The organism is Adhaeribacter aquaticus DSM 16391 (assembly GCF_000473365.1).
GTDB lineage: Bacteria > Bacteroidota > Bacteroidia > Cytophagales > Hymenobacteraceae > Adhaeribacter > Adhaeribacter aquaticus.
On the sequence record NZ_KI421517.1, the window covers coordinates 3,659,424 to 3,685,036 of the forward strand.

The window sequence follows — 25,613 nt, forward strand, 5'->3', positions numbered from 1 at the left end:
TTATAACCCTTTAATAGAAATCTTTCTAACTTAATTTAACTGCTTTTCCCAGCTTCCTCCCAAAGCCTTCTATAAATTTAATCACATTAAGAAAGGTTTTGCGGGTATTGGTAGGTCTTCATTCTGCCTCCAGCACCCTTCTATGAGCAGTAATGGCTTTCGGGTAGAAGAATAGGTGGCTCCTTAAAGAAGATAAAATGTATTCACAACATTTAAAAGCATTTCAGTTTATTCTTTTCTTAACTCTTAAGCCTGAGTGTAATTTTCGACCTGCTTTAAGTTATCTACCACTTCTTTGTCCTTGGATAGAATTGTTTCCTGGTAATTATAATAAGCTTCGAGATTTTGAGCTAAAGCCCGGTTATAATCAAATCGATTCTGATTGAAAACAGGTGCTGTAATGCCACTAAAAAACCGAATACTAACGACTCTGGTGTTGAAATAAATTAGGAAGGCTGCGTTAATAAAATCCCGTGTAAGGTGTGATGACAAAGGAAGGTAAGAACTCTTGGGTAGCTGCTACTACGTCTGCTTTGGTCACTATTAAGCCAAATGATTTCTACCTTATATTAAGGCACCGGAGCAACATACCGGATCAGATGGAACTCTTGCTTTTATATTTGAGGCAATTCCTAATCTACGAGTTGCTCCTCTGGGGCTTTAACAATGTTCATGGAGTGCCATAAAATTGACAAGTATAGCAATCAAGTTTACTTTTGCCTTACTTCCAATTAATTCCCGCAGTTCGGCTAAGCCTCGGTATACTAGGGTGCGGGCATATTTAACCTCACTTAATGCCATAATTGCTGCTATTTCATCATATTCCAATTTTTCATAGAACCTCAGGAAAATAGCTTCTTTAGTGCGTTTGGGTAAATTGTTAAAGGCAGCTAATAGTTTTTCCTGAATTTCGGTAGACGTGACCGATTCAATTAAATCCTTCTCAAAATCCAGGGTAGCTTCAAAATTATAATCTTCAGGTATTTCGTTTTTAAAGAAGCTATTTCGTTTACTGGAGAGTTCCTTTACAATACGGTGCCGTAAAGAAGTAAATAAATAAGCTTTGGGAGCTTGTACCTCATTTAATTTTTCTCTTTTGTCCCATAACTGAACAAAAAGATCGTGGATACAATCTTTAATAAAAGAAGTGTCTTTGGAAAATTGGGTTCCGTAACTATACAAGCTTTTAAAATAAGAATCGTAGAAATAAAAAAAAGCCTGTTCACTTCCATTCCGGAAAGCGCCCCAAATGATTTGCTCCTCTTCTTCGTTACGAATAACTTTCATTTAAAATATTTGTCTTTTCAGGCTTGGCCATTCCTGGAAAGAAGAGCCAATATTTTAGATTTAATTAGAAAAAATTAAAAATTGCCCCACTTTAAGGCTAATAATTAAATAAAGGTATCAATATTTCTTAACTTGTTAAATGAAAGGCAAAAAAATATTATTTGTTATAAAAGCAACAATAAAGGAGTAGGAATAAGCAGTAAGGTGAGAGTAAAGTGATAAAATTAGGCGTTTATTGAAAAATATTATATTTTAAGCTAATAATTAAATAAAATTCTGAGAAATAAACTTAGAGGTTTAATACTGAAAATAATAATTATTTTTAGCAAAGGGACGCACATAACAAATTTGCTAAAGATTTTTTAATGGATATCCTATATCCCTAAAGGAAAACACCCCTTTTCTATTGCTGTTGCTAAGAATAAAAACATAAAATGAGTACTTCAACAAGATCTACAAAAGCAAAAGGTCATAAAAAATCTAGAATGCTAAGGGGGGTGCTTTTAGGTTTATTTTTTTTACTTTGCTGCCTGCTCCTTTTTAATAAACTGACGGAGCCGAATAGTACGGAGGAGATTGCTCAGCGCCAATGGAAGAAAGTGCAAATAGGTAATGCGCCTACCTTACTATTTCTTTCTCCGGTTGATCTGGAAAAAGCCAATAAGCCTTTAGAGGAAGATATTGGGCAAATGCTGAATAGCTTTGAATCATACACTTTCCAGGAAGGCAATAATTTGACTATCAAAGTTAATTTGGTTGATTATAAAAATAGCTCAAAATTGGATTTGGAAGGAGCTGCTTCGGGCTGGACGAACGAACTGAGCAATGAGTACGAAGATTTTAAATTTTCCCACCAGCCATTTTTTATTTCCGGAAGAAAAGGAGTGAAAGAACTGGGAGCTTTCAGGAAAGACAATGAGGCTTTTGCTTTTGCGAATATATTTGTAATGGAGGCTAATAAGATTTGGCAAGTAACCATAATTCATAAACAGCAAGACAGTAATGGCGCCTTTATAAAAAATAAAGTTTTAGGATCCCTTTCTTTTCTTTAACCTGTTAAGGTAGATATATTTATTTTTTTAAATATTTTGTCACCAATCCATTCTTATCCTTTCCCTTTTCTGATTCCATAGGTTTTCAATTTTACGTATGCTTTCTGTTTATTTTAGAAAATTAGCTTTTGCCCTATTCTTTATATTTGCTTTTTCCGCTTGTGATGTTTTTAGTAAAAAAGAGGAAGCGGGTGTAATCTGGAGTTCCTATATCCCGGACATTGGTACTTTTTCTTCGCCCAGAACAGTAGATTTAAATAAGGATGGGGTATTAGATATTGTATTGGGAGCCGGAGCGCGCGAAAATAGGGCAAGTGATAAGGCTGTAGTCGCTTTTGATGGAGCAACCGGCGAAACATTATGGAGTGTAAAGGGCAGAAACCAATTTGTTGGATCAGCCATTTTTCAGGACATAAACAGCGATGCAATTCCGGATGTATTTATTGGAGGACGCTGGGCTGAATTAATGGCTATTAATGGTGCGGATGGAAAAGTGCTATGGAGTTTTTATCCAGAGCGGCCAACACCTAATCCGGCAGATGCAGGTTGGTTTAACTTTACCACGCCTCAGTTTGTTCCTGATCAGGATAATGATGGCTTAAAAGAATTAATTATTGCAAATGGTGGTAATCCTGCCGTACCACCAAATGATCCGAATCGTCCTACAGGCAGATTATTGGTTATAAGCAGCAAAACCGGTAAAATTTTAGCTAATGTGCAGGTACCCGATGGTAAAGAAACCTATATGTCGGTGGTATGCCTCCACGATTCCCAAACCAATAACCTAAACGTGCTGTTTGGTACCGGCGGGGAAACCATGGGTGGACATCTTTACCGCACCACCCTGAAAGATATCATGAAAGGAGATATTTCCAGCGCAAAGGTTTTGGCTTCCAGTGAAAAAAAAGGGTTTATTGCGCCTCCGGTTTTGGTAGATCTTACATTGGATGGAACTCTGGATGTGGTAGTAAGTGGGGTAGAGGGGCGTATTTTTGCCTTAGATGGGAAAAATGATGCGACCCTTTGGCAGGTTGAACTTCCGGGTACGGAAGGCTATGCCACACCGGGTATTGGTTATTTTAATGAAGATTCCGTACCTGATGTTTTTTCCCACAACGGAATAGGTGTTTACCCCAATATTGAAAATTCTGTTCTGTATATGCTGAATGGTAAAACCGGAAAAATTGAATTTCAGGAGAAGGTACCCGGCTTTCAATATTCAAGCCCTTTGGTGGCAGATTTTAATGCAGATGGTCAGGAAGATGGTCTGCTTAATTTTAATGAAATACAATATGTAGATAACAAAGACACTTACAGTAACTATTTACAAGTCTATGATTTTTTTAACCATAAAAAATTTACCATTGCAGATAGGCTGGAGGGAACTGTTTTAGCGGCTACTCCCTGGATTGGTAATCTGGATCAGGATAAATCTCTAGATATAATTCATTTAGGTGTTAATTTCAAAAAAATAAAATATGACCCAACTGTTCCAAGAGGGCTGTTTATTTCCCGTTACGCTACAAATTTGGAAGTGAGAAAGCCCATGCTATGGGGTGCCTATATGGGCAGTGATTATTCCGGAGTATTCCGGAAATAAATTCTTTTCTTGTTGATTTAATTATATGCTGCCGGTAAAACCTCATATTTTACTGGCAGCATATAATTTAATTAGAAGTTACGCTAACTGATTTATGTCAACTGTTTTAGATTTGCGGGTTAGAAAATGAATGATCAGCCAGGTAGTAAGGTAAGTAAAGCCACAAATGGTAAACAAAATATTATAACCTCCTGCTAAATTTCCGGCGGCCTTATAGCTGTCTAATAAACTGCCTACCAGGATTGGGAAAAGAATACCGCCTACAGCCCCGGCCATACCTGCAATTCCAACTACCGAACTAACCGCTTCTTTCGGAAACATATCAGAAGCACTGGTAAAAATATTGGTCGCCCACGCCTGGTGTACTGCTACTGCTAAACTTATTAACCAAACAGCTGCCCAGATATCAGTAACAAATTGAACCAGAATAATGGATATTTCCATAAAAGCAAAAATAAGGAGAACTGTTTTTCTAGCTTTTAAGGTAGGCATACCTCTTTTTATTAACCAGGATGAAAAATAGCCGCCTAAGATGCTGCCAATAGTGGTGGCTGCATAAATTATCATTAATTGCAAGCTTGGCTTCTTTAAATCCAGGTTAAAAGTAGAAGCAAAATAGGAAGGTAACCAAAACAGAAAAAACCAATAAATGGGATCAATTAACCCTTTTCCTGCAATCAGGGCCCAGGTTTGGGGCACGGTAAAAAGTTTGACCCATTTAATAGATGCTTTTTCAGTGGCTGGTACTTCGGCGTCTTGTCCGGAAGTAATATAGGCATACTCTTCAGCAGACAAGCGTTTTTGTTTGGCAGGTACGTCGTAAAAAATCAGCCAGAAAACTAACCACACAAATCCTAATGCCCCGGTTATCCAGAAAACTTCCTGCCAGCCATAGTTACTTAATATCCAGGGTACAAGTATCAAGGCCATTACTACGCCAATACTGGTTCCGGCATTAAAAATTCCCGTTGCCAGGGCTTTTTCTTTTTTAGGGAACCATTCCGAAACAGCTTTCATAGCAGCCGGGAAATTACCTGCTTCGCCTAAACCTAAACCAATCCGGGCTAAGCCAAATCCAAAGGCACTGCGGGCTACTGCATGTAACATGCCTGCTACACTCCAAAACACAATGGTGACGGCATAGCCTAGTTTGGTTCCGGTCTTGTCTATAATTCGACCAAATAAAACCAATCCTAAGGCATAAGCGGCAGTAAAGGCCATTACTATCTGGGCAAAATCTGTTTCAGTCCAGTTAAATTCTCTTTCCAGCGTCGGCTTTAATAAACCAATAATTTGCCGGTCCAGGTAATTTATGGTAGTAGCGGTAAACAACAGAACTACAACCAGCCAGCGGTAATTCTTAATTTTAGCAGAAGTGGCTAAGATTTTAGTAGTAGAAGGCATAGATAATTTATTTGGTGGTGGATACTGTTTGTGCGTGCTAGTTTAACTAAGTCTGGTGAGGCTTAGCGGTCAGGTAGGCATTTACATAAGCTTTAAAATGAGCTTGTAACTCCATCCAGTCGTTTTCTTTTATTAATTTTTTATCAAATAACTGACTACCAATGCCAAAACCATCCGATCCGGCTAGTAAAAATTCTTTTAGGTTGCCTAAGCTTATGCCCCCGGTAGGCATTACTTTTAACCTATTCAAGGGTGCTTTCAAATCTTTAATATATTCCGGACCCAAAGACGTCGCCGGATAAATCTTTACCATAGAAGCTCCTAAGGTCCAGGCCTTATATATTTCGGTAGGGGTATAAGCACCCGGAAAAATTGGAATACCTTTTTTTACCGAAGCTTTGATTACTTTTTTATTAATGATGGGAGTAACAATAAACTGCGCACCGGCAGCTAGTGCTATTTCTAAGTCCTCTTCACTGCATACTGTACCTGCGCCAATATTTAAGTTCTGGCCATAGTTTTCAAAAGCAAAATGAATGATATCTGCTGCCTGGGGAGTATTCATGGTAATTTCCAGGGTGGTTAAGCCGGCCTCTTTGTAAAGTGGAATTATGTGCTGAATTTCCTCTAATGTAAGATTTCGGATTATTCCAACCAAAGGCATTTGGTTGAATTTATCCCAAGAAAATGGAGATGGATTCATTGCTTCTTAATTTATTTTAATAGCTGGACTATGTTGCTGAAAAATATCTATTTGTCCGGCAATAGTAGCTTTTTCAATTATATCCGGAGGAACAGTTTGGGTGCGGGCTCTTAACCCTAACTCTTCCATGGCGAGCTTATACAATTCAAATAAATTATTGCCGCTACATAAAAATAACTGGCCTTCCTTATCCTGCAGAGTTTTTAATTCGGTTCCTATCAATAATCCGCTTAAGTAATAATAATTTTGTGGTTTGTCCAGGGTATCAAATAAGTGATTGGTTCGTACTTTGAACAGGCTATTCAATAAATTAAAGTTTTCTGATTCCTGAATGCCAGCTTTAAATGCCTCTATATCCACTTGGTTTAAAGCGTCACTTTTCGGCGTTATGGAATCTTTTAAGATACTTTGGTTAGCCAAAATACTAAAAACCTCACCCGTCATGAAGGTTTGAAAAGCAACTAATCGCTTTTTCTGTACCTGAATATGCTTGGAATGGGTTCCCGGAAAAATATAAATAGCCGTAGCTGTGTTAACTCCCGATAAACCTAATAAATGAATCAAACCAACTAATTGAGTTTCTTCCCCGCGCATGACATCCTGGTCGCTTTTTACTCCTGAAATCAGAATAATTTCGTGCGGGAAATCAGCCTGGGGCTCAAAATAGGCCACACTTGCCTGGCTACCATCCATGGCAAAAGGAATGGTGGCGTAAGGTAATTCCTTCATACCCAGCGAAGAAGAGGCCATACCCGATATCACCACTGGAATATGATCTAAAGAAAAATTTACGCCGGCACTTAAGGCTTTAATATGCGTGTTTAACTGTTGCCGGAAATAATCTTCCCGGTTTAACCTATCCTTATTAGCTATTTCTTCCCAGCAGTTATAGGTATGGGCAATACCATCATCAGAAACCACTTCTGCCTGAATCTGAATGGTTTTGACATCCACTAATCTTAACCGGAATGAGGAAGTTCCCCAATCACAGCATAAAATAAAATCTTTCATCCAGCTCTGTTTTTATTTTCCGACAGAATTAATTCGGGTTTTGAAAACTTTTTTGGTACTTCCAGCTAGAACGTCCTCTTCTTTAAAACGGCAGTATAGAATATCCTTTGCTCCGGTACGGTCCCGGTCAAAAACTACATGAATAGTCCCGTCGCTGGATTGATCTAAATCTGGATAAGAAACATTCTCCCGGGCATCCAGCAATAATTTGCCCGGCCAGGTTTTGCCACCGTCTTTCGATAAAAAAGCCGTCATATTATTGCGGGTAGTACTGCTATTAGCTATTAATACCATATTGCCGGACTTTAGTTTTCCTATGTAAAACCTGCTGGATGTGGTGGGGCCGGCCGCAGTAAAGGGCGCTACATTGCTCCATGTTTTTCCGTTATCGGTACTTCTGGTGGCATATATACCTTTCGTTGTCCTGACTAAGCCTAAAAACGCTGTTTCACCAGTTTGAACCAGTTGCGGTTCATCATGAATTCTGATAGCCTCCGGAACAACTATGGTAGAATAAGGTAATAAAGTATCAATGTCCAGTCCTTGTTTCTTGTAATCGTGCGCCAAAATTATGGCACCATCTTTAGGTAAGGGTTCGCCTTTGGCTACATCCTCTGGTAAAGCCTTGTCTATATAAACAGCAAAAAAGGTTTTGTCCTGCTTTGGAATATAAGTTGGTTTGTTGCTGATAACACCATAGGTTAATAGTTTCGGATCCTTATAGGTGATTTTACTACCGTCCCAATTAAGTTTTAACGAATTCACTCCTCCTTTAGAATCCCAGATTTTGTTGTTGCCGGCACTTCCATAAAACAACCAGATTTGACCGCTTTTATCGCGCCAAAGTCCCGGATCAAAGATTCTAATGGAAGGCTGACTTGGGTAAACAACAAATTGGTCGTTAAGCCAGGTTTTACCATTATCTAAACTAACGGCTATTGTTACAAAATTTCCCGGGCCCGGTGCTTCTCCTCCTGAATACCAGGCCGCATATAGTTGCTTGCCATCGGCGCTGGCAACAACTGATGGTACCTGTTCAAATTTCCGGTTTGTAATCCTGGAATCGTTTCCCGGATTAGGTAAAAAAATGGCTGTTTTACCATTAGATTGGAAGTTTATTCCTGATGTGGATGAATTGGTTTTACTGGTATTTTTAGAAGAACCTAATGGGTTATTAATTTTAGAAGAATGGTCTTTTTTGGTACTGGAATCAATAGTTCCTAATACCGGGCCTCTTCTAGTACTTTCATGGCCAGGCAAATGTTGACTGGAGACGAGCAAAGGCAAAAGGGTTAAACAAATGGAGCCAGCTAATTTTATCATATTATATACTAGTTGGGTGGTGGACCTACTCAAATGGTTAGCATTGGCAATATAAAATGCTTAATCGTTAAAACAAATAATTTTTAAAGAATTAATATCGAAATATTTTGGATTACTTTTTTAAATAATATAGACCCAAAGTAAAAATTTATTTTAAAGTTCGCCGCAATGCGTATTTTTCTATTTAATAAATTGAAATTTAGGGTAATAAGCGTTTTTGAAAATTTTTACTGAAATTTGGAGAAGAAAAAGGTGGTAAAGGCGTTGGAAAAATAAAAAATTATTTTGATGTTTAAACGATTAAACTTATGTTTGATTAGAAGTATAGGGGAAGTTAAAAGTAATGAAAGATAAAAAAATTTCTTTAAAAGATATAGCGCAACAAGCCGGAGTTTCTACGGCATTGGTTTCTTACGTCCTAAATGGCAAAGAGAAAGAAAGTAGAGTAGGAAAAGAAATTGCAGCTAAAATTAAAGAAATTGCTAAAGAACTGAATTATCAGCCAAATCATTTAGCCAAAAGTTTACGCAGTGGTAAAACTCATACCATTGGGCTTATTATAGCAGATATTTCTAACCCGTTTTTTGCCAATATAGCCCGAATTGTAGAAGACGAAGCAAAAAAACATAATTATACCGTAATTATAGGTAGCTCTGATGAAAAGGCCGCTAATTCCTGGGATTTAATTAATGTTATGATCAACCGCCAAGTAGATGGGTTTATTATAGTATCGGCCGAGAATTCGGAAGAGCAGGTTCAGTATTTAAAGGAAAGAAATTTGCCGTTTGTTTTGCTGGATAGGCATTTCCCGGAGCTTCATACCGATTATGTTTCTATAAATAATAATAAAGCAGCCTACGATGCGGGCACTCATTTAATCAAAAATGGGTACAAAAGTATAGGATTATTAGCTTATAAATCTAATCTTTTTCACATGCAGGAGCGGATTAGAGGATATCAGCAAGCCTTAAAAGAAAACGACATTAAGCCTCAAAAGAGCTGGTTGAAAGAAGTAAATTTTATAAATATTGAGAAGGAGGTAAGAGCTTCTATTGATCAAATGATTGCTGGTAAAAACCCGGTAGATGCCATGATATTTGCTACCTATAGTTTGGCCGTAAATGGATTGAAATATCTGAATGAATTAAATTTAAAAGTGCCAACTGATATCGGAATTGTAAGTTTTGGACAAGGAGATACCTTTGACCTTTATTATTGTCCGATTACTTACCTGCACCAGCCCATGAACGATTTGGGGAGAACAGCGGTAGAGTTTTTAGTCAAGAAGCTGCAGAACCCGGAGGAAGGCATTAAACAGGTTTTAATGGAAGCCAAATTAATGACCAGAGAATCTTCTCAGGTAAAAGAAAGCAGCTAATGCTTTTTTATAATATTTTGCTTAATCGATTAATAAAATTTAACATCCACTCTATTTTTGATTAAACTATGCAACGAAGAAGTTTTCTGAAATCAGCCATGTTAGGTTCGGCCGCTGTTTTAGCGGGTTTCCCTATAATGAAAGCAGAGGCGGTTTCTAAAATGAAAATTACTAAAATCCGCTATTATGCTGCTCCCGGCTATAATAAACCACTGTTTAACCAGGCCCGGGGCATAGTGGAAATAGAAACAGATGGCGGAATTATTGGTATTGGGGAAGGCGGCTCTAAAGACTTGATAGAACAATGTGCCCAGATGATGATCGGGGAAGATCCTTTCCGGATAGAGCATATATGGCAAAATGTGTACCGTGGTATGTTTTATCCGCCGGGACGGGAAAAGTTACACGCCTTGGGTGCTTTGGAGATGGCCCTTTGGGACATTAAAGGTAAAGCACTGGGTGTGCCGGTTTATGATTTATTAGGTGGAGCCACCCGCGATTATGTAGAATGTTATGCTACTGGTTTCCGGGCATCAAAAGCTAAAAACGAGGAAGATCGGGCCCGGGACTGTATTGCAGCCGGTTTGCGTACTTACCGGATTGGTCCGACCGGGGGCAACGGGGAAACTAAGTTTGATTTTTACGAAAACGCTAAAAAAACCATAGAGCTTTGCAAACGAATGGATGCGGCAGTAGGAGGTGGTGGCAAATGGGCAATAGATTTACATACCCGGTTTGACACGCAGGAAGCCATAAAAATTTGTACCGCCATCGAAGATTTAGAACCTTACTTTGTAGAAGATCCTATTCGTTCCGAAAATCCGGGAGTTTACCGTACCCTAAGACCGATGCTAAAAGTGCCATTAACCGTGGGTGAACAGTTCGGTGACCGGTGGGAGGTAAATGAATTAATTGAAAACCATTTAATTGATTATATCCGCATGACGGTGCCCAATACGGGTGGTATAACGGAGTTTAAGAAAATAGCTGCCATGTGTGAAACGCACTATGTAGGTATTATACCTCACTTTACGGGGCCATTAGCCACCGCCAGTTTAGTGCATGCTTTAGGATCGAGCAGCCCAGTGCGTTGCATGATTGAACTTGCCGGTGGTGAGCCGGAAAGGCCAGCTTATTTTAATGAAGATTTTGTAAATTTCAAAAACGGTAAACTCTACTTAAATCCGAGCCCGGGTTTAGGAGTAAAGTTTGATCCGAAGAAGGCCACATTTGTTATGGAGGTTACCTCTAAAACAAAATTCCCGCACCCAATTCTACAAAGCCCGGATGGAGCAATCCACAACTGGTAAATAAAAGGCTAAGGAGATAGCCCTTAGCCTTTGAAAATAGATTCAGTTTTTGCCTGATTCTGATAGTACTTTCTTTTCATTTAGCTTACCTTTTGTGTAATTCCTGCATAAGAGGCTTTCTTTAAAATTTACCTCCACATTAATTTAAAGATTAAATGAAAGCATCAAATAAAAAACATACCGTATCCCGGCGCAATGTTATCCAATCGGTTTTGGGAGCTACTGGCATGGCCTTAATGTTGCCATCTTCTGTATATGCTTCATCTGTAAATCAGGTGCAATTCAGGGAAAAAGTAAAAATTACCCGCCTCGAAACTTTTCTGGTAAAACCCCGCTGGATTTTCCTGAAGATACATACTGACGCTGGCGTGGTTGGTTTAGGAGAACCCTTGCTGGAAGGCCGGGCACTTACGATACAAACGGCCATAAAAGAGGTAGAGCCCTATTTAATAGGTAAAGATCCCCGGCAGGTAGTCCATCACTGGCAGGCTATCTACCGCCATGCTTTTTACCGCGGTGGCCCAATTCTAACCAGTGCCTTAAGTGGTATAGACCATGCTTTATGGGATATCAAGGGCAAGTTGTTGGGCATACCTGTGCATGAACTTTTGGGAGGGCCTACCCGGGATCGGGTTCGGATTTATGGTCGGGCCAGTACCCCAGCCGATATGAAGAACAGAATGAGTGAAGGCTATTCGGTTATAAAAACAGGTGTAGCGCATGAACTGCCCGGTAGGATAGTAGAGAACCCGAAATTTATTAAATATGCCGCCGATAATTTTGCTGCCTTAAGAGAAACAGCCGGAAAAGATATGGATATAGCCATTGACTTTCATGGCAATATCTCGCCCCAAACAGCCAAAGTCCTTATCAGGGAGTTAGAGCCTTTTCAGCCTATGTTTATTGAGGAACCTTGCCAGGCGCAGAATGTAGATGTGTTAGCCGATATTGCCCGGGGAACGCATTTACCCATTGCTGCCGGGGAACGCATATTTACGAAATGGGGCTTTCGCGAATTGTTAGAGAAAAGAGCCGTTAGTATAGTACAACCTGATTTATGCCATGCGGGCGGTATTACCGAAGGCCGGTTAATTGCCGGTATGGCAGAGGCTTATTATGTGCCAGTAGCCCCGCACAACCCAATGGGGCCTATTTCATTAGCCGTTGGACTGCATTTAGCTGCCAGTATTCCTAATTTTCTGGTGCAGGAACAAGTATCGTTAGGGGAGGGCTACCTAAAGAAACCCTTTAAACTAGAAAAGGATGGAACGGTACTGGTGCCAACGGGTCCTGGTTTAGGGATTGTGCTGGATGATGATAAAATGAAAGATAAAATTGGGCACGACTGGAAAAACCCGGAAAGTTATGATCCTCGTGATGGCTCCGTAGTGGATTGGTAGTAATTAAGATTAATAATTACCTATTAAGAAATTATCATTAATTAAAGGGTAAAATTAAATAATTTAAAATAAAACTTTTTAAAACCCTTAAATAATATAATTATTAAAAAAATATTGAAATTTTATGTAGGCATTCTGCTGATTTTCAGCTCTTACTTATAAAGATCGATTTTATTAGGCCAATAAAGAAAAGATACTTTTTGAATTAAATGGATTTTCTGGAAAACAATACCGAAGAATTAATAAGCAACCTCAAATTTATCGAGTGGGTGAAAAACCCTACGCTGGATTTAGAGGCTTACTGGAGCAAATGGTTAGCTGAAAATCCGCATCGGACAAAAGAGTTTGAATCGGCTAAAACTTTCGTTACCCTGTTAACCTTTAAAGTGCAAAAACCATCTTTTGCAACTTATCAGGAGGTGAAAACTCAGTTAAAAGAAAGCATTGAAACCAGAATATCAGAGCAATATAGACCAGCAAAAGCCTTTAATAAAATAGCGTGGCTTCAAGTCGCAGCAGTACTCATTTTAGCATTAGGGATTGGAGGGTTTTTTATTACCCGCCAGGTTAGTAGTTCAGAAGTAGTATACAAAACCGGGTATGGCGAAATAAAAAATATTGTACTTCCGGATGGATCAAATATTGTATTAAACGCTAATTCGGAAATCAGATATGATGCTGATATGGCCAATAAACCAAAACGGGAAGTTTGGTTAGGGGGCGAGGCTTACTTCTCCGTTACGCATACCAAAAATAACCAAAAGTTTATTGTTACTACCCCTGATAAGTACTGTGTAGAAGTGTTAGGAACTGAATTTAATATATCTAACCGCAAAACAGGTAACCGGGTGGTTCTAAATTCAGGAAGTATAAAACTCCATCTACAGGGTAAAAAAGAATCCATTACCATGAAGCCGGGAGATTTGGTAGAATTTGATCAGGACCCAGTGAAGTATGTTAAAAAGAAATCTGCCCCGGAATTATATTCTTCCTGGAAAAGCCATCGGCTAGTATTTAATGATCAGCGATTGGATGAGATTCTTTTGCAGATTGAAAACACGTATGGCGTACAGGTAGTTGTGGGAGATACATCTATCTTAAAAGAGACGTTTTCTGGCTCCATACCTAATACTAATCTGGATGTTGTATTATCCGGACTGACGCAATCTTTTGATTTGAAAATGCAGCGACAGGGGGATAAAGTGGTGATAACAAAATAATAACTTAAATATAAATAAATGAAGATGATTTTTGGCTATAAATTATAGCCCTGGAAAAGTATTGCTTAAATTTTAATAAAAAAGACCCCAAACCCAATAGTATTATCCACCATTTAATTTAAATGTATGAAAAAAGTAGTACGTAACGTGAGTTCCTGCTTGTTGTTATACAGTTGTATATTCCAGCCAAGCTACGGACAGGTTTTAGCCTCCAACGTGCCCCTGAAAAAAGATAGAACTTCTACCCAACAAACCAGAAGTATAAGTCTAAAAGAATCTTTATTAGAAGTAGGGAGCAAATACAATGTGCACATTTTCTTTAAAACCGAGTTTGTTCAGAATAAAATAGTGGTTCTGGAGGCAAAAGCAGGCCAGAAAACTTCTGTAGAAAATGAACTGAAATCTTTACTGGTACCGCATAACCTGGTGTACAAAAAGGTTAGCGAAAACTTTTATGTTATTTCGCCAAAAGAAGAAGCATCATTACTCTTACCCGATGCGGCGCTGGTAAACGAAAGATATGAAAGCCTGGTAAACGAACAACAGCAGGAATTGGATGCTGACAATTTAGCTATTCAGATAACAGGTAAAATCACCGATGAACGCGGCGAGGGAATCCCGGGTGTAACCGTTGTTTTAAAAGGAACTTCTAATGGTACCACGTCTAACCCAAACGGAACTTATAGCTTAAATGTACCAACCGGTTCCGAAAATGGTGTGTTAGTTTTCTCTTATATTGGATATACGGCTCAGGAAGTTAGTATCAATAATCGTTCTGTTATCAATGTGCAATTGGCGCCGGATACCAAAGCTTTGGAAGAGGTAGTAGTGGTTGGTTATGGTACCCAGCGCAAAACAGATGTAACGGGAGCCTTGTCTTCTATTTCTACTAAAGAATTTGCCCAACAGCCCGTAACGCGGGTAGACCAGGTGTTGCAAGGCCGGGCTGCTGGGGTGCAGGTAACCCAGGCGGGTGGGGCACCAGGTGGCGAAGCCCGGGTACGTATCAGAGGTGCTAACTCGGTACTCGGCAATAACGATCCGCTTTATGTAGTGGACGGTTTTGTAGGCGCAGATTTTACCACCGTCAACCCGAATGATATTGAATCTATTCAGGTGCTGAAAGATGCATCTTCTACGGCTATTTATGGTAGCCGGGGCGCCAATGGGGTAGTTATTATTACCACCAAGAAAGGTAAAAAAGGCGGGGTGCAGGTAAATTACGAAGGGCAGGCCATTACCTCGGAGGTGATAAAAAGATGGGATGTATTAAATGCCCAGGAATTTGCTGAAACAGCGAATGCCCGATCTGCTGCCTTGGGTTCCAGTCCAATTTTCACACCAGCTCAAATGGAAAATATCCGGCAAAACCCCAGAGGTACCGATTGGCAGGACCTGGTTTTCAGAAGAGCTAATGGCCAACAGCACCAGTTAGGCGTTTCCGGTGGGAACGACAAAACTACTTTTCTTATTTCGGGTAACTACCTGAACCAGGATGGTATTATTGAAAATACCAGCTACAAGCGTTATACCCTGCGTTCTAATATTGCTACTCAGGTGAATGATAAAATGTCCCTGCGTTTAAATATATCAGGTTCTAGGCTAATGAACCATAATACTGGTTTGCAAAGCGGAACTGCCAACCCGGTAGTACAAGCCTTAGCGTGGTCACCAACTACTCCGGCGCGCGATGCTAATGGAAGCATTACTGCCACTGACCCTGTTGGTTCGGTAGCCGTTAATCCGCTGGCCTTATTATACGACCGGAACACGGATGTAGAAAGGAATATAATAAATGCTATAGGTGGTATAAATTATAAGTTGCCCATTAAAGGGTTAGCTTTAGATTTACAATATGCGGTAAATTACCTGAACGGCGAAAACAAAACATTTAATGGTTTAGTTGTTACCCGGAATAATGCTAACGCTTCCCGTTTCTCATCCGAGCAAATTACCTTGCAAAGTACTAACTCATTAACCTACAACCGGACGTTTAATGAGGTACACAGTATAAACGCAGTAGCCGTATTTGAAGCACAAAAATTTACTGATAACAACTTTACTGCTACTTCAAACTCTTTACTATACCCAGAGCTAGGGTATTACAATTTATCTTTAGCCGGTTCTTATACCCCAACTTCTGGCTATAATGAATGGGGCTTGCTTTCTACTTTAGGGCGGATTAACTATGGTTTTAAAGATAAATACTTGTTAACCGTAGCCGTTAGAAGAGATGCTTCTTCTAAGTTTGCCAAAGGCAACCAGGCCAGTGTGTTCCCATCAATAGGGGTTGGTTATAACCTAGCAGAGGAAGATCTCATTAAAAACCTAAACCTATTCAGTACCCTGAAATTAAGAGGCAGCTGGGGAATGACCGGTAGCCAGGCTATCAATCCGTATGCTACCATGTCACGCTACAATACCAATGCGCCGGTTGCTTTTAGCATTGCAGGGGTAAGCAGCGGGATTCAGTTAGGCAATCCGGGTAATCGAAACCTAAGATGGGAAACGACCAAACAAAAAGATATAGGAATAGAATTAGGTTTCTTTAACGGACGGTTAACATTTGAAGGAGATTATTTTGTTAAAAACACGGTTGATTTACTGTTAAACCGTTCTTTACCAGCCTACGTGGGTGGTGGTACCCAAACCATAAACGTGGGTGAAATTCAGAACAAAGGCTTTGAATTTGCCATTGGCGCCACTATTCTGGAAAAAGAAGGCCTTTCCTGGACCAGTAATTTAAACATGTCTACAGTTAAAAACCAGGTAGTTAGTTTAGGTGGTATTGCACCCAGAATAGGGCAGGGTACAAACGTGGGTGCCGGTATGTCTACAACCAATGAGTTTATGTTAATTCCTGGCCAGTCGTTAGGCTCTTATTGGGGTATTAAGTACTTGGGTACCTGGAAACCAAATGAAGCTGATTTAGCAGCAAAATATGATGCCAAACCAGGTGACTCCCGTTACGAAGATTTAAATAACGATGGCCGGATCACTACTGATGACTTTCAGGTTATAGGTAAAGGTATTCCAACTACTACAGCCGGCTGGAACAACATCTTCAACTACAAAGCCTTTACTTTGAACGTGTTTTTTACCGGTGTTTTTGGTATTGATAAGCTGAATTACACCAGAGCAGCTGCTATGTCGGGTAGTGGTGATGCCCGCCAGTATATTTTATCTGAAATTAAAAACCGGTACATACCTGGAACAAATGAAACTTCTGACATTCCGGCATTTAGTGCTACCAATCGGGTATTTACCCAATCCAGCCGTTTTGTTGAAAAAGGTGATTTCATCCGCTTAAAGAATGTTAGCTTATCATACCAGGTGCCTGCAGCCTTGCTGCGGAATAAAGGTAATATCCGGGTTTTTGGTAGTGCTACTAACTTATGGACCATCACCGAATACAAAGGTATAGACCCAGAATCGAGCAATATTGGTGCCGGAACAGATACTGCCCAAGGTATTGATTACGGTGCTTATCCAAACTCCAAAACTTACACGGTAGGTTTAAACTTAACCTTTTAACCATTTGAAATAGCTATTAAAATGAAAAAGATAAATATACTTTTACTCGCTGCCCTATTATTAGCTGGCACAGGTTGTAAAGATTATTTGGAAGAAGAGGCCAACGGAGCCTTATTGGGGGCTGGTGCCTTAAAATCGGTCCAAGGTTTAGAAGCTGCATTAACCGGTACTTACAAAGGTTTGCAGAATACCTGGGGAACCGGCTTTGTGCATGCTACTGCTATTGCGGCTACTATGGGCGGAGATGATGTAACTACGCATAAAGCCAGTAACAAAGCAGATTTTCGGGAGTTTGATCAGTTTGCAGTTCCGGCAACAAACCAAAGAACCCAGGCTTTATACAGCGGTTGTTACAAAGCTATTCAGGGCGCTAATAATGTAATTGCAAATTATAAAAATACGGTAGCCATTTCTGATGCTGATAAAGCCAGGGTAGAGGCTATTGCCGGGGAAGCTTATTTCTTAAGAGCCTTCTCTTATTTCTGGTTAGTTCGGCTTTACGGTAGTATTCCGCTTATTACGCAAGCTGAGTTTTCAGATGAAATGCTAACCATGACCAAGTCAGGACCAGCTGATGTTTATAAACTAATTGAGGCTGATTTGCTGGAAGCTGAAAAAATGATGCCTAATGCTAAAAGAAACCCAGGCCGGCCAAATAAAGGAACAGTAAAAGCGTATATGGCAGAGGTATATTTAACTCAAGCCGGATGGCCTTTAAAGCAAACTGATAAATATGCGCTGGCGGCTGCCAAAGCAAAGGAAGTAATAGACAACCGTGCTACGTATGGATTTAGTTTATTACCTACCTACGCTGAGGTATTTGAGAATGATCCTGGTAAAAATGGAACTGCCGAAGCTGTATTTCAATTATCAACTTTCATGGGGGTAGGCTCTACAACCAATGCCAATTATGGCTGGTCGGCTATGCCGGGTGAGGAATCAGGTTGGGATGACTTCTTTGCCGAAATAAACTTCTTTAATAATTTCCCGGCTGGGCCAAGAAAAGATGTAACGTTTAGAACTAATTTTAAAAAAGCAGATGGTTCTACCGTTTCGTGGCAACAAAGCCAGACGCAACATCCATACTATCAGAAGTTTTATATAAAAGGAGAAGTTAAAAACTGGGCTTCTTCTGTGCCGGAAACACTGATGCGGTATGCGCATGTGTTAACCATGTACGCCGAAGCTAAGGCCAGAACACCACAAGGACCTGATCAGTTAGCTTATAATGCTTTAAATATGATAAGAGAAAGAGCTGGCTTAGCGCCAATTGCTTTTGGCTCTTTATCGCCGCAGGAATTTGCCAATGCCGTGGTGCAGGAGCGTGCCTGGGAATTTGCAGCCGAAAGAACCCGGTGGTTTGATTTGGTTCGGTTGGAAATGGTAGAAGCTGCTAATGCCAATAAGCATCCCAATGATTTAGCTGTAATTGGGTCTATCAGCAAAGAGGATTATACCTTTCCGCTTCCATTCTCAGAAACTTCTGTTAATCCAAATTTAGGTAAATAGTTTTTTGATTGTTGAATTGCTCTCTCCTGGTTTTAGTGATAAAACCAGGAGAGAATAAAACTAATAATTATAATATCCACCCCATCACAATAAAGGGTTAGCGCTTATCCTGCGTGAAAACCTTTGCTAAAGAAATAAAATGCTTATGAATCAAAATGACTTCCCTCAGGATGTTAGTCGCCGGGATAGTATTAAAAAATTAGGATTAGGGTCGGCCGCTGGCTTATTAGGTTTATTTGGCGGCATATCAGGTGCCGAAGCCAAAGAACGGGACCAAGATAAATTTACCTATGCTAAAGGTGTAGCGCCAATTAAAATTAAAAGTGTTAGAGCCATTGGTACAGCTCCTCAGGGGCCAAACCTGGTGGTAGTGCGGGTAGATACAACAGAACCAGGCTTATACGGCTTAGGGTGTGCAACCTTTACCCAACGGGCTGAGGTAGTGGTAACAGCAATAGACCGGTATTTAAATGATCTTTGTGTCGGCAAAGATGTAGACAACATAGAAGATACCTGGCATTCGGTTTATACCAGTTCTTACTGGCGCAATGGGCCGGTATTAAATAACGCATTAAGCGGACTAGATCAGGCGTTGTGGGATATAAAAGGTAAAAGAGCCGGCCTGCCGCTTTATCAGTTACTGGGTGGTAAAGTGCGTTTTGCAGTACCGTGTTATGGGCACGGCGATGGCAAAACACCTGAAGAATTGGCCGACAATGTAGCTAAATTTATGAGCCAGGGGTTCCGGCATGTGCGGGTACAACAAGGTTTATACGGGGCAACCTCACTAGCTAAAAATCCGGATTTTAAAGATGCGGGTTTTGCTAATTCCAAAGATGCTTTCATGGATCAGGTAACGTACATGAAATCTGTTCCCAAAATGTTTGATGTAGTGCGGAAAAGATGCGGCGAAGAAGTAGAGTTGCTGCACGATATACATGAACGCTTGGATCCTATGGATTCTATTCATCTAATAAAATCTGTAGAAGATTATCGCCCATTCTTCATAGAAGACCCTTTCTCCCCGGAGAACCCCAAGTGGTTCCAGATGCTGCGGCAGAATACCACTGTGCCTATTGCCATGGGGGAGCTGTTTAACAACCAGAACGAGTGGAAAGAAGCCATGGTAAATCAGTGGTTTGATTATATCCGGGTGCACGTATCGCAAATTGGCGGAATTACACCAGCTATGAAACTTGCCCGGTTAGGCGAGTGGTTTAATATAAAAACCGCTTGGCATGGGCCTCCAGATGTTTCGCCGGTTGGCCATTCGGCCCATGCGCATATGGATTTAGCGCTGTGGAATTTTGGCATCCAGGAATCAGTGCGGTTTAATGATGCCCTATTAGAAGTTTTTCCGGGAAGTCCTACCATTAAAAATGGCTACATGTATGTAAATGAGGCGCCCGGCATAGGAGTTGATATAAATGAAAAGGCTGCTGCCAAATTCCCTATCTCCAATCGGGCAGGTAATTGGCAGGTACGTAAACGAGACGGAACACTCATTCGTCCATAATAGAAAACCATCACTGCTATTGAAATTATATGCTATTTATTAGGGGTAATAAATTAAGGTTAAATGTTATTATTTTAAAGTAGTGTGGTAAAAGTAGGAGTGGCATTATATCAAAAACTGACAACTTTAATAACTTGTTAGTTGAAAGTTTAGGTATAGTGCTATTTCCTCCTTTTTAAGAAAATCTTCTCTCCTTTAGCTGAGACCATGTAAAAATTTATGGTTTAATATATTGCTTTTATTATTAATAATATTTACATTTAGCTTAATCGATTAAATATATTTTAAAGTACAGTTTATGAGGTGGTTTTAAATTAAAGGGGATATATTTTTTATTATTTTTGCTTAATCGATTAAATATTGTAAGAAGAACAATATTCAGTTTATATAATGGCATAGAGGTTTCCTGGAGCAGTAGTGGCTTTTCTATTAATTCTGTAGAAGTAGTTATTACTGTACCTGTAGCAATACCAGTTGACAGCATGAAACAAAAGATTTTATAGTAAAAGTTATTGTGCGCCTATTGTTTTAATATTTTCACCTTAATCCACCACTTATGATGAAAAAAGCTATACAACTAATTATGCTTCTGTTGTTTCTATGTCAGACACAAACGTTTGCGCAGGATGGCACCAGAATAACCGGCAAAGTAACCGGATCAGATAACGAAGGCTTGCCCGGAGTAAGCATTCAGGTAAGCGGTACTACGCAGGGAAGTATTACAGATGCGAACGGAAATTTCACCATTACTGCCCCTGGAAATGCCAATCTGGTGTTTTCCTACATTGGTTTTACTAACCAAACCATTAGTGTAAATGGCCGGTCCGTTATTAATGTTAAAATGACTGCCGATGCCAAAGCCTTGGATGAGGTGGTGGTAACGGCTTTGGGTATTAAGCGGGAAGCAAAAACCCTTGGTTATGCTACCGCCACGGTTACTGCCGACCAAATAGCTATAAACCGGACCCCTAATGTAATGAGCGGGTTGCAAGGTAAAATGGCCGGGGTTAATATTTCTACCATGGCTACCGGTCCGGGAGGAACCAGTAAAATCCGGATCCGGGGACAATCTTCTTTTGCCGGCCAAAACAGTCCTTTAATTGTTATCAATGGTGTGCCGGTAGATAATTCTAATTATGCCTTGGGTGGAAATTTTGGTAACCGGGTAATGAATAATTCAGATGGCGGCGATGGTTTATCCAGTATCAACCCAGATGACATTGAAACCATGACGGTATTAAAAGGAGCCACGGCTGCTGCTCTCTATGGTTCAAGAGCGAAAGATGGGGTGGTAATGATTACAACCAAAAGCAAGGGAGCCGGAAAAGGATTAGGTGTTGAATACAATACAAACTTAACCACCGATACGCCTTTAGATTTTACTGATTTCCAATATGAATATGGCCAGGGAGAAGGCGGTGTTCGGCCTACAGCACCCAACCCGCTTTCCGGGGTTTGGAGCTTTGGCGAAAAATTCGAGCCCGGCATGACCCAGATATTATTTGACGGAGAAACTTGGCCCTATGAACCGGTAAGAAACCGGATCCGGAAGTTTTATCGGGTAGGTAAAAACTTTTCCAATACCATTCGGGTGTCTAACGGCGGCGAAAATGGCGGCTTTAGTTTGTCGTTAAATAATACGGACAATACTGGTATTGTGCCTAATTCTAAATTCAACCGCAAAACCATAAATATTGGATTCACGCAAAAGATCTCTCAAAAATTATCTACCGAAGGTAATTTAAATTACTCAAACGAGAATAACCGGAATCCGCCCCAGGTAAACGGGCAAGAGTTTTCTACGCCAACGGTATTAATGACTTTGGCTAATTCTATGCCGTTTGAGGCCTTGGAGCAAAACCAGCTTTTGCCAAATGGTAATGAATTTCCGTTCGCCCGGTTTTTAGTTCGGAATAATCCCTATTATGCGGTTAATCAACACTTTGAAAATATCAAACGCGACCGGATATTTGGAAACATATCCTTAAAATACCAATTCAACGATTGGTTATACCTGATGGGCCGGATAGCCCAGGACTATTATACCCGGGATCAGGACTACAACGTGCCTAATGGTTACGCGGCCATTGCCCCGGCACCGGTTGGCTTCGTAAACGGAAGTTATACCCAGGATACCCGCCGGTTCCGGGAAAGAAACTACGACTTTTTACTGGGAGCCAACAGGACCTTCGGTAATTTTGGTGCTGACCTAACGCTAGGTGGAAACACCCGCTATGTCAGAATGGATTACAACAGCGTTACCGTAACTGACTTTGTTCAACCCGGTTTATACACCGTTATGAACGGACGGGTGAAAGATCCACTATATAGTTTATCTGAAAGAAAAGTAAATTCTTTATACGGGGCAGCAACTTTCTCTTTTAAAGAATATTTATTCCTGAACGTAACCGCTCGTAACGATTGGTTCTCAACCTTAGCTCCTCAGAACCGCAGCATTTTGTATCCATCTGTTACGGCCAGTTATGTGTTTTCGCAAGCCATTGATAACCTGCCAACCTGGCTTTCTTTTGGTAAACTACGGGCGGCTTATGCCGAGGTGGGCGATGATAACGTAGCACCATATTCCAACGCATTGTATTACCGGGTTAACAATAACCTGTTCCCTAATCCATTTGGGCAGGTAGTGCCGGTAGGGGGTATCAATGCTTCTTCCATACCAAATCCCAATTTACGTCCACTGCGCGTAGGCGAAGCCGAGGCGGGGTTAGAGTTGAAATTGTTTAACAATGCTATTGGTTTTGATATTGCCTATTACCGTAAGATAACCAAAGACCAAATATTAGCTGCTCAGGTATCTGATGCCTCTTCTTATACTACCCGCTTAATTAATGTAGGCAAAAGCATGAATAAAGGGGTGGAAATGTTGGTGACTGCCTCTCCGGTGGCTACGCCGGCCTTCCGGTGGGATGTTAGTGTAAATGCTTCTTACAATACTTCTGAAGTTTTAACCTTGGGCTTAACTCCGGCCGATACCATGATTGTAGTAGGAGGTTCCGGTGGAACTACTTTAAGACAAGTTGTGGGTAAACAAATTGGCCAATTGTATACCTTTAGTTATTTAAGAGATCCACAGGGTAATCAGGTTTTTGATAAAACCAGCGGCCGGCCTATAAGAGGCGGTTTAATTAACGTTGGGAATGCGCTTCCAAGATACTTTGGCGGTATTACCAATACCTTTACTTACAAAGGCATCAGCTTATCTACTTTAGTCGATTTTAAATTAGGGCATAAAATGATTGCCGGATCAAACATGAACTACCTGCGTCATGGGCTGCATAAACGCACCTTGGTCGGTCGGGCCGAAGGGTATGTAATAGGCCAAGGCGTAAACCCGGGCGGGGAAGTAAATACTACGAGGTCGCCGGTTCAGCCTTTCTACGAATGGCCTAATGCTAATGGTGTTTTCGAAGATTTTGTATTTAATGCTGGTTTTGTAAAGTTACGTCAGGTTACCTTGGGCTATGATTTTACCAAGCATTTACCACAAAATTTATTTATTAAAGGCATCCGGTTTAATGCGGTAGCCAATAATGTGGCGGTATTTAAAAAGTGGACCGAAAACATGGATCCGGAGCAGGTAAACAATGCTTCTGATAACCAAACCGGGCTCGATTTCTGGCCAAGTTTGCCTATGACTAGAAGCCTTGGCTTTAACCTAAATGTGAAGTTCTAGTGCTTTCGGGATTAAGTAATGTTTTATCAAAAAATCATCTTATGAAAAATATAAAAGTTTATATAAGCTGTTTACTGACTTCTTTTTGTTTGCTTTCAAGCTGCGATCAGGGGTTTGATGAACTAAATACGAATAAGGTTGATCCTACCACGCTGTCACCTTCCTTTCAAATGAACAACGCCATTATCAATACTTCTTTTCAGGATGGATTTGGTACACTGGTGCATTTGTCTTATACTTTCCCCATTGTTCAGCAAATAATAACGCCTTTTGGTAGTTCTTTGTCCGGAGGTAATTACAACCAGAACAACGTAGATAATACGGCCAGAATCTGGACCACGTATTATAGAAGTGTGGTAAAAGATATAGTGGATGTAGTGCAGCAGACCAAAGGCGTGGAAAGCAACTACAATATTTATAATTCGGCCCGGATCTGGAAAGCCTATACATTTATGATGCTGACAGATGCTTATGGCGATATTCCTTATTCCGAAGCAGGTAAAGGTTTTATAGATAATGTCATTACGCCTAAATACGATACGCAGGAATTTATTTATAAAGACATTTTAAAAGAACTGGAGGAAGCTTCTGCTGCCTTGGATGCAGCCAAACCTACCCAATCTACTGATATTTTGTATGGCGGGAATATTGCCAGGTGGAAGCGTTTTGGTTATTCGCTTATGTTGCGGGCGGCTATGCGCTTAACTAAAGTTGATCCGGAATTAGCAAAATCTTACGTAACGAAGGCAGTAGCCGGGGGAGTAATGCAATCTAATGCCGATAATGCAGCTACCAGGCACACTGCTCTTTATGTAAACTGGCTGGCCGATCATTTGGGTGCCCGGGAAAAAGCCAATTATTACCTGACAGAACCTTTTATCAACTATCTCCGCAACAAAAATGATCCCAGACTAAAAGTAATTGCCATTAGGTATGTAGGAGCAAAAAGTGGTTCGGAGCAAGTAAACTCCCGAGCAACTACCGATCCAGCCCGCCAGGTTGGCATGCCCATGGGATATGACAACGTAACCATTGCTGAGACTTACACAAAATTGGGAGTAGCCAGTTTATGGGATTTCTCCCAGGTTAATATTAATACCATTCTAAACCGGACTACGGCACCTACTTTTCATGTTACTTTTGCCCAAACCCAATTATTGCTGGCGGAAGCAGCCTTACGGGGATGGACAACCGGAAATCCGGCTACTATTTATGCCAACGCTATAAAAGCAAATATGGAGCAATTTGCAGAATATGGTCCAAATGCGGTTATCAGTGCGGCGGATATCCAAACTTATGTGCAGGCAAATCCATTAGATATGAGTTCTCAGGAAAAAGCCCTGGAGCAAATTAACTCAGAATATTGGGTAGCGTCTTTCCTGAATGGTTCAGAGTTATTTGCCAACTTCCGGAGAAGTGGCTACCCAAGACTTACCCCTAACCCTTATCCAGGAAAAGAAATTAACGAGGCTTTTATTCGTCGACTTAATTACCCGGATGCGGAGTTAGTAGTTAACCAGGCTAATATAAATGAAGCCATTAAGCGGCAGGGACCAAACAGATTGGATACCCGGGTTTGGTGGGACAAAAAATAAATTTTTTAATTTTTAAACTGATCTGGTAAGGCCGGAGCCTGGACATCGGCTTTGCAAAAACCTTTAAAACACCATCA

17 protein-coding genes are annotated in these 25,613 nt (G+C 40.5%); 11 read left to right on the forward strand and 6 right to left on the reverse strand.

Annotated features, from left to right (window positions below; translation table 11 throughout):
* Window positions 1-246 precede the first annotated feature (246 nt).
* Entirely contained in the window at window positions 247-492 is a 246-nt protein-coding gene (locus tag ADHAQ_RS0118405) for a hypothetical protein (protein WP_026464199.1), read from the reverse strand.
* Between the two features lie 168 nt (window positions 493-660).
* Window positions 661-1,287, reverse strand: coding sequence for an RNA polymerase sigma factor (locus ADHAQ_RS0118410; protein WP_026464200.1), 627 nt, complete (start codon window positions 1,285-1,287; stop codon window positions 661-663).
* A 434-nt stretch (window positions 1,288-1,721) separates the two neighbouring features.
* On the opposite strand from ADHAQ_RS0118410, the gene ADHAQ_RS0118415 reads away from it, so the two are divergent.
* Together ADHAQ_RS0118415 and ADHAQ_RS0118420 are read left to right on the forward strand one after the other, a co-directional pair.
* Window positions 1,722-2,339, forward strand: a complete 618-nt coding sequence (locus ADHAQ_RS0118415) for a hypothetical protein (protein WP_157433459.1) — start codon at window positions 1,722-1,724, stop codon at window positions 2,337-2,339.
* Window positions 2,340-2,436: 97 nt separating this feature from the next.
* Window positions 2,437-3,939 (forward strand): outer membrane protein assembly factor BamB family protein, encoded by a 1,503-nt coding sequence (locus tag ADHAQ_RS0118420; protein WP_026464202.1) that lies wholly within the window; start codon window positions 2,437-2,439, stop codon window positions 3,937-3,939.
* Window positions 3,940-4,017: 78 nt separating this feature from the next.
* Here the strand turns inward: ADHAQ_RS0118420 and ADHAQ_RS0118425 are convergent, their stop codons facing one another.
* The 4 genes from ADHAQ_RS0118425 to ADHAQ_RS0118440 are packed head-to-tail and all read right to left on the reverse strand — an operon-like array spanning window position 4,018 to window position 8,380.
* Window positions 4,018-5,343, reverse strand: a complete 1,326-nt coding sequence (locus tag ADHAQ_RS0118425) for an MFS transporter (protein WP_026464203.1) — start codon at window positions 5,341-5,343, stop codon at window positions 4,018-4,020.
* A 46-nt stretch (window positions 5,344-5,389) separates the two neighbouring features.
* Window positions 5,390-6,046 (reverse strand): bifunctional 4-hydroxy-2-oxoglutarate aldolase/2-dehydro-3-deoxy-phosphogluconate aldolase, encoded by a 657-nt coding sequence (locus ADHAQ_RS0118430; RefSeq protein ID WP_026464204.1) that lies wholly within the window; start codon window positions 6,044-6,046, stop codon window positions 5,390-5,392.
* Between the two features lie 6 nt (window positions 6,047-6,052).
* Complete coding sequence (locus tag ADHAQ_RS0118435) at window positions 6,053-7,057, reverse strand: 2-dehydro-3-deoxygalactonokinase (RefSeq protein WP_026464205.1); 1,005 nt, start codon at window positions 7,055-7,057, stop codon at window positions 6,053-6,055.
* 12 nt (window positions 7,058-7,069) lie between these two features.
* Entirely contained in the window at window positions 7,070-8,380 is a 1,311-nt protein-coding gene (locus ADHAQ_RS0118440; RefSeq protein WP_026464206.1) for a sialidase family protein, read from the reverse strand.
* A 343-nt stretch (window positions 8,381-8,723) separates the two neighbouring features.
* Between ADHAQ_RS0118440 and ADHAQ_RS0118445 the strand changes: the two genes are divergently transcribed.
* The 9 genes from ADHAQ_RS0118445 to ADHAQ_RS0118490 all read left to right on the forward strand — a co-directional run bounded on the left by ADHAQ_RS0118445 (window position 8,724) and on the right by ADHAQ_RS0118490 (window position 25,536).
* On the forward strand, window positions 8,724-9,758 hold the full coding sequence (locus ADHAQ_RS0118445) for a LacI family DNA-binding transcriptional regulator (protein ID WP_026464207.1): 1,035 nt from the start codon (window positions 8,724-8,726) through the stop codon (window positions 9,756-9,758).
* Window positions 9,759-9,826: 68 nt separating this feature from the next.
* Window positions 9,827-11,068, forward strand: coding sequence for a mandelate racemase/muconate lactonizing enzyme family protein (locus tag ADHAQ_RS0118450; RefSeq protein ID WP_026464208.1), 1,242 nt, complete (start codon window positions 9,827-9,829; stop codon window positions 11,066-11,068).
* 155 nt (window positions 11,069-11,223) lie between these two features.
* Entirely contained in the window at window positions 11,224-12,468 is a 1,245-nt protein-coding gene (gene dgoD / locus ADHAQ_RS0118455) for a galactonate dehydratase (protein WP_084523900.1), read from the forward strand.
* A 209-nt stretch (window positions 12,469-12,677) separates the two neighbouring features.
* Window positions 12,678-13,688, forward strand: a complete 1,011-nt coding sequence (locus ADHAQ_RS0118460) for a FecR family protein (protein WP_026464210.1) — start codon at window positions 12,678-12,680, stop codon at window positions 13,686-13,688.
* Between the two features lie 126 nt (window positions 13,689-13,814).
* Entirely contained in the window at window positions 13,815-17,222 is a 3,408-nt protein-coding gene (locus ADHAQ_RS26225; RefSeq protein WP_051360020.1) for a SusC/RagA family TonB-linked outer membrane protein, read from the forward strand.
* Between the two features lie 21 nt (window positions 17,223-17,243).
* On the forward strand, window positions 17,244-18,731 hold the full coding sequence (locus ADHAQ_RS0118470; protein ID WP_026464211.1) for a RagB/SusD family nutrient uptake outer membrane protein: 1,488 nt from the start codon (window positions 17,244-17,246) through the stop codon (window positions 18,729-18,731).
* A 145-nt stretch (window positions 18,732-18,876) separates the two neighbouring features.
* On the forward strand, window positions 18,877-20,247 hold the full coding sequence (locus tag ADHAQ_RS0118475; protein ID WP_026464212.1) for an enolase C-terminal domain-like protein: 1,371 nt from the start codon (window positions 18,877-18,879) through the stop codon (window positions 20,245-20,247).
* 559 nt (window positions 20,248-20,806) lie between these two features.
* Window positions 20,807-23,941, forward strand: a complete 3,135-nt coding sequence (locus ADHAQ_RS0118485) for a SusC/RagA family TonB-linked outer membrane protein (RefSeq protein WP_026464214.1) — start codon at window positions 20,807-20,809, stop codon at window positions 23,939-23,941.
* A 41-nt stretch (window positions 23,942-23,982) separates the two neighbouring features.
* Window positions 23,983-25,536, forward strand: a complete 1,554-nt coding sequence (locus ADHAQ_RS0118490; RefSeq protein WP_026464215.1) for a SusD/RagB family nutrient-binding outer membrane lipoprotein — start codon at window positions 23,983-23,985, stop codon at window positions 25,534-25,536.
* The last annotated feature ends 77 nt before the right edge of the window (window positions 25,537-25,613 follow it).

Bases quoted from the DNA above. Each gene is read 5' to 3' on its own strand.
- ADHAQ_RS0118410 (WP_026464200.1), bottom strand. From the start codon at position 1,287: ATGAAAGTTATTCGTAACGAAGAAGAGGAGCAAATCATTTGGGGCGCT.
- ADHAQ_RS0118415 (WP_157433459.1), top strand. From the start codon at position 1,722: ATGAGTACTTCAACAAGATCTACAAAAGCAAAAGGTCATAAAAAATCT.
- ADHAQ_RS0118420 (WP_026464202.1), top strand. From the start codon at position 2,437: ATGCTTTCTGTTTATTTTAGAAAATTAGCTTTTGCCCTATTCTTTATA.
- ADHAQ_RS0118425 (WP_026464203.1), bottom strand. From the start codon at position 5,343: ATGCCTTCTACTACTAAAATCTTAGCCACTTCTGCTAAAATTAAGAAT.
- ADHAQ_RS0118430 (WP_026464204.1), bottom strand. From the start codon at position 6,046: ATGAATCCATCTCCATTTTCTTGGGATAAATTCAACCAAATGCCTTTG.
- ADHAQ_RS0118435 (WP_026464205.1), bottom strand. From the start codon at position 7,057: ATGAAAGATTTTATTTTATGCTGTGATTGGGGAACTTCCTCATTCCGG.
- ADHAQ_RS0118440 (WP_026464206.1), bottom strand. From the start codon at position 8,380: ATGATAAAATTAGCTGGCTCCATTTGTTTAACCCTTTTGCCTTTGCTC.
- ADHAQ_RS0118445 (WP_026464207.1), top strand. From the start codon at position 8,724: ATGAAAGATAAAAAAATTTCTTTAAAAGATATAGCGCAACAAGCCGGA.
- ADHAQ_RS0118450 (WP_026464208.1), top strand. From the start codon at position 9,827: ATGCAACGAAGAAGTTTTCTGAAATCAGCCATGTTAGGTTCGGCCGCT.
- dgoD (WP_084523900.1), top strand. From the start codon at position 11,224: ATGAAAGCATCAAATAAAAAACATACCGTATCCCGGCGCAATGTTATC.
- ADHAQ_RS0118460 (WP_026464210.1), top strand. From the start codon at position 12,678: ATGGATTTTCTGGAAAACAATACCGAAGAATTAATAAGCAACCTCAAA.
- ADHAQ_RS26225 (WP_051360020.1), top strand. From the start codon at position 13,815: ATGAAAAAAGTAGTACGTAACGTGAGTTCCTGCTTGTTGTTATACAGT.
- ADHAQ_RS0118470 (WP_026464211.1), top strand. From the start codon at position 17,244: ATGAAAAAGATAAATATACTTTTACTCGCTGCCCTATTATTAGCTGGC.
- ADHAQ_RS0118475 (WP_026464212.1), top strand. From the start codon at position 18,877: ATGAATCAAAATGACTTCCCTCAGGATGTTAGTCGCCGGGATAGTATT.
- ADHAQ_RS0118485 (WP_026464214.1), top strand. From the start codon at position 20,807: ATGAAAAAAGCTATACAACTAATTATGCTTCTGTTGTTTCTATGTCAG.
- ADHAQ_RS0118490 (WP_026464215.1), top strand. From the start codon at position 23,983: ATGAAAAATATAAAAGTTTATATAAGCTGTTTACTGACTTCTTTTTGT.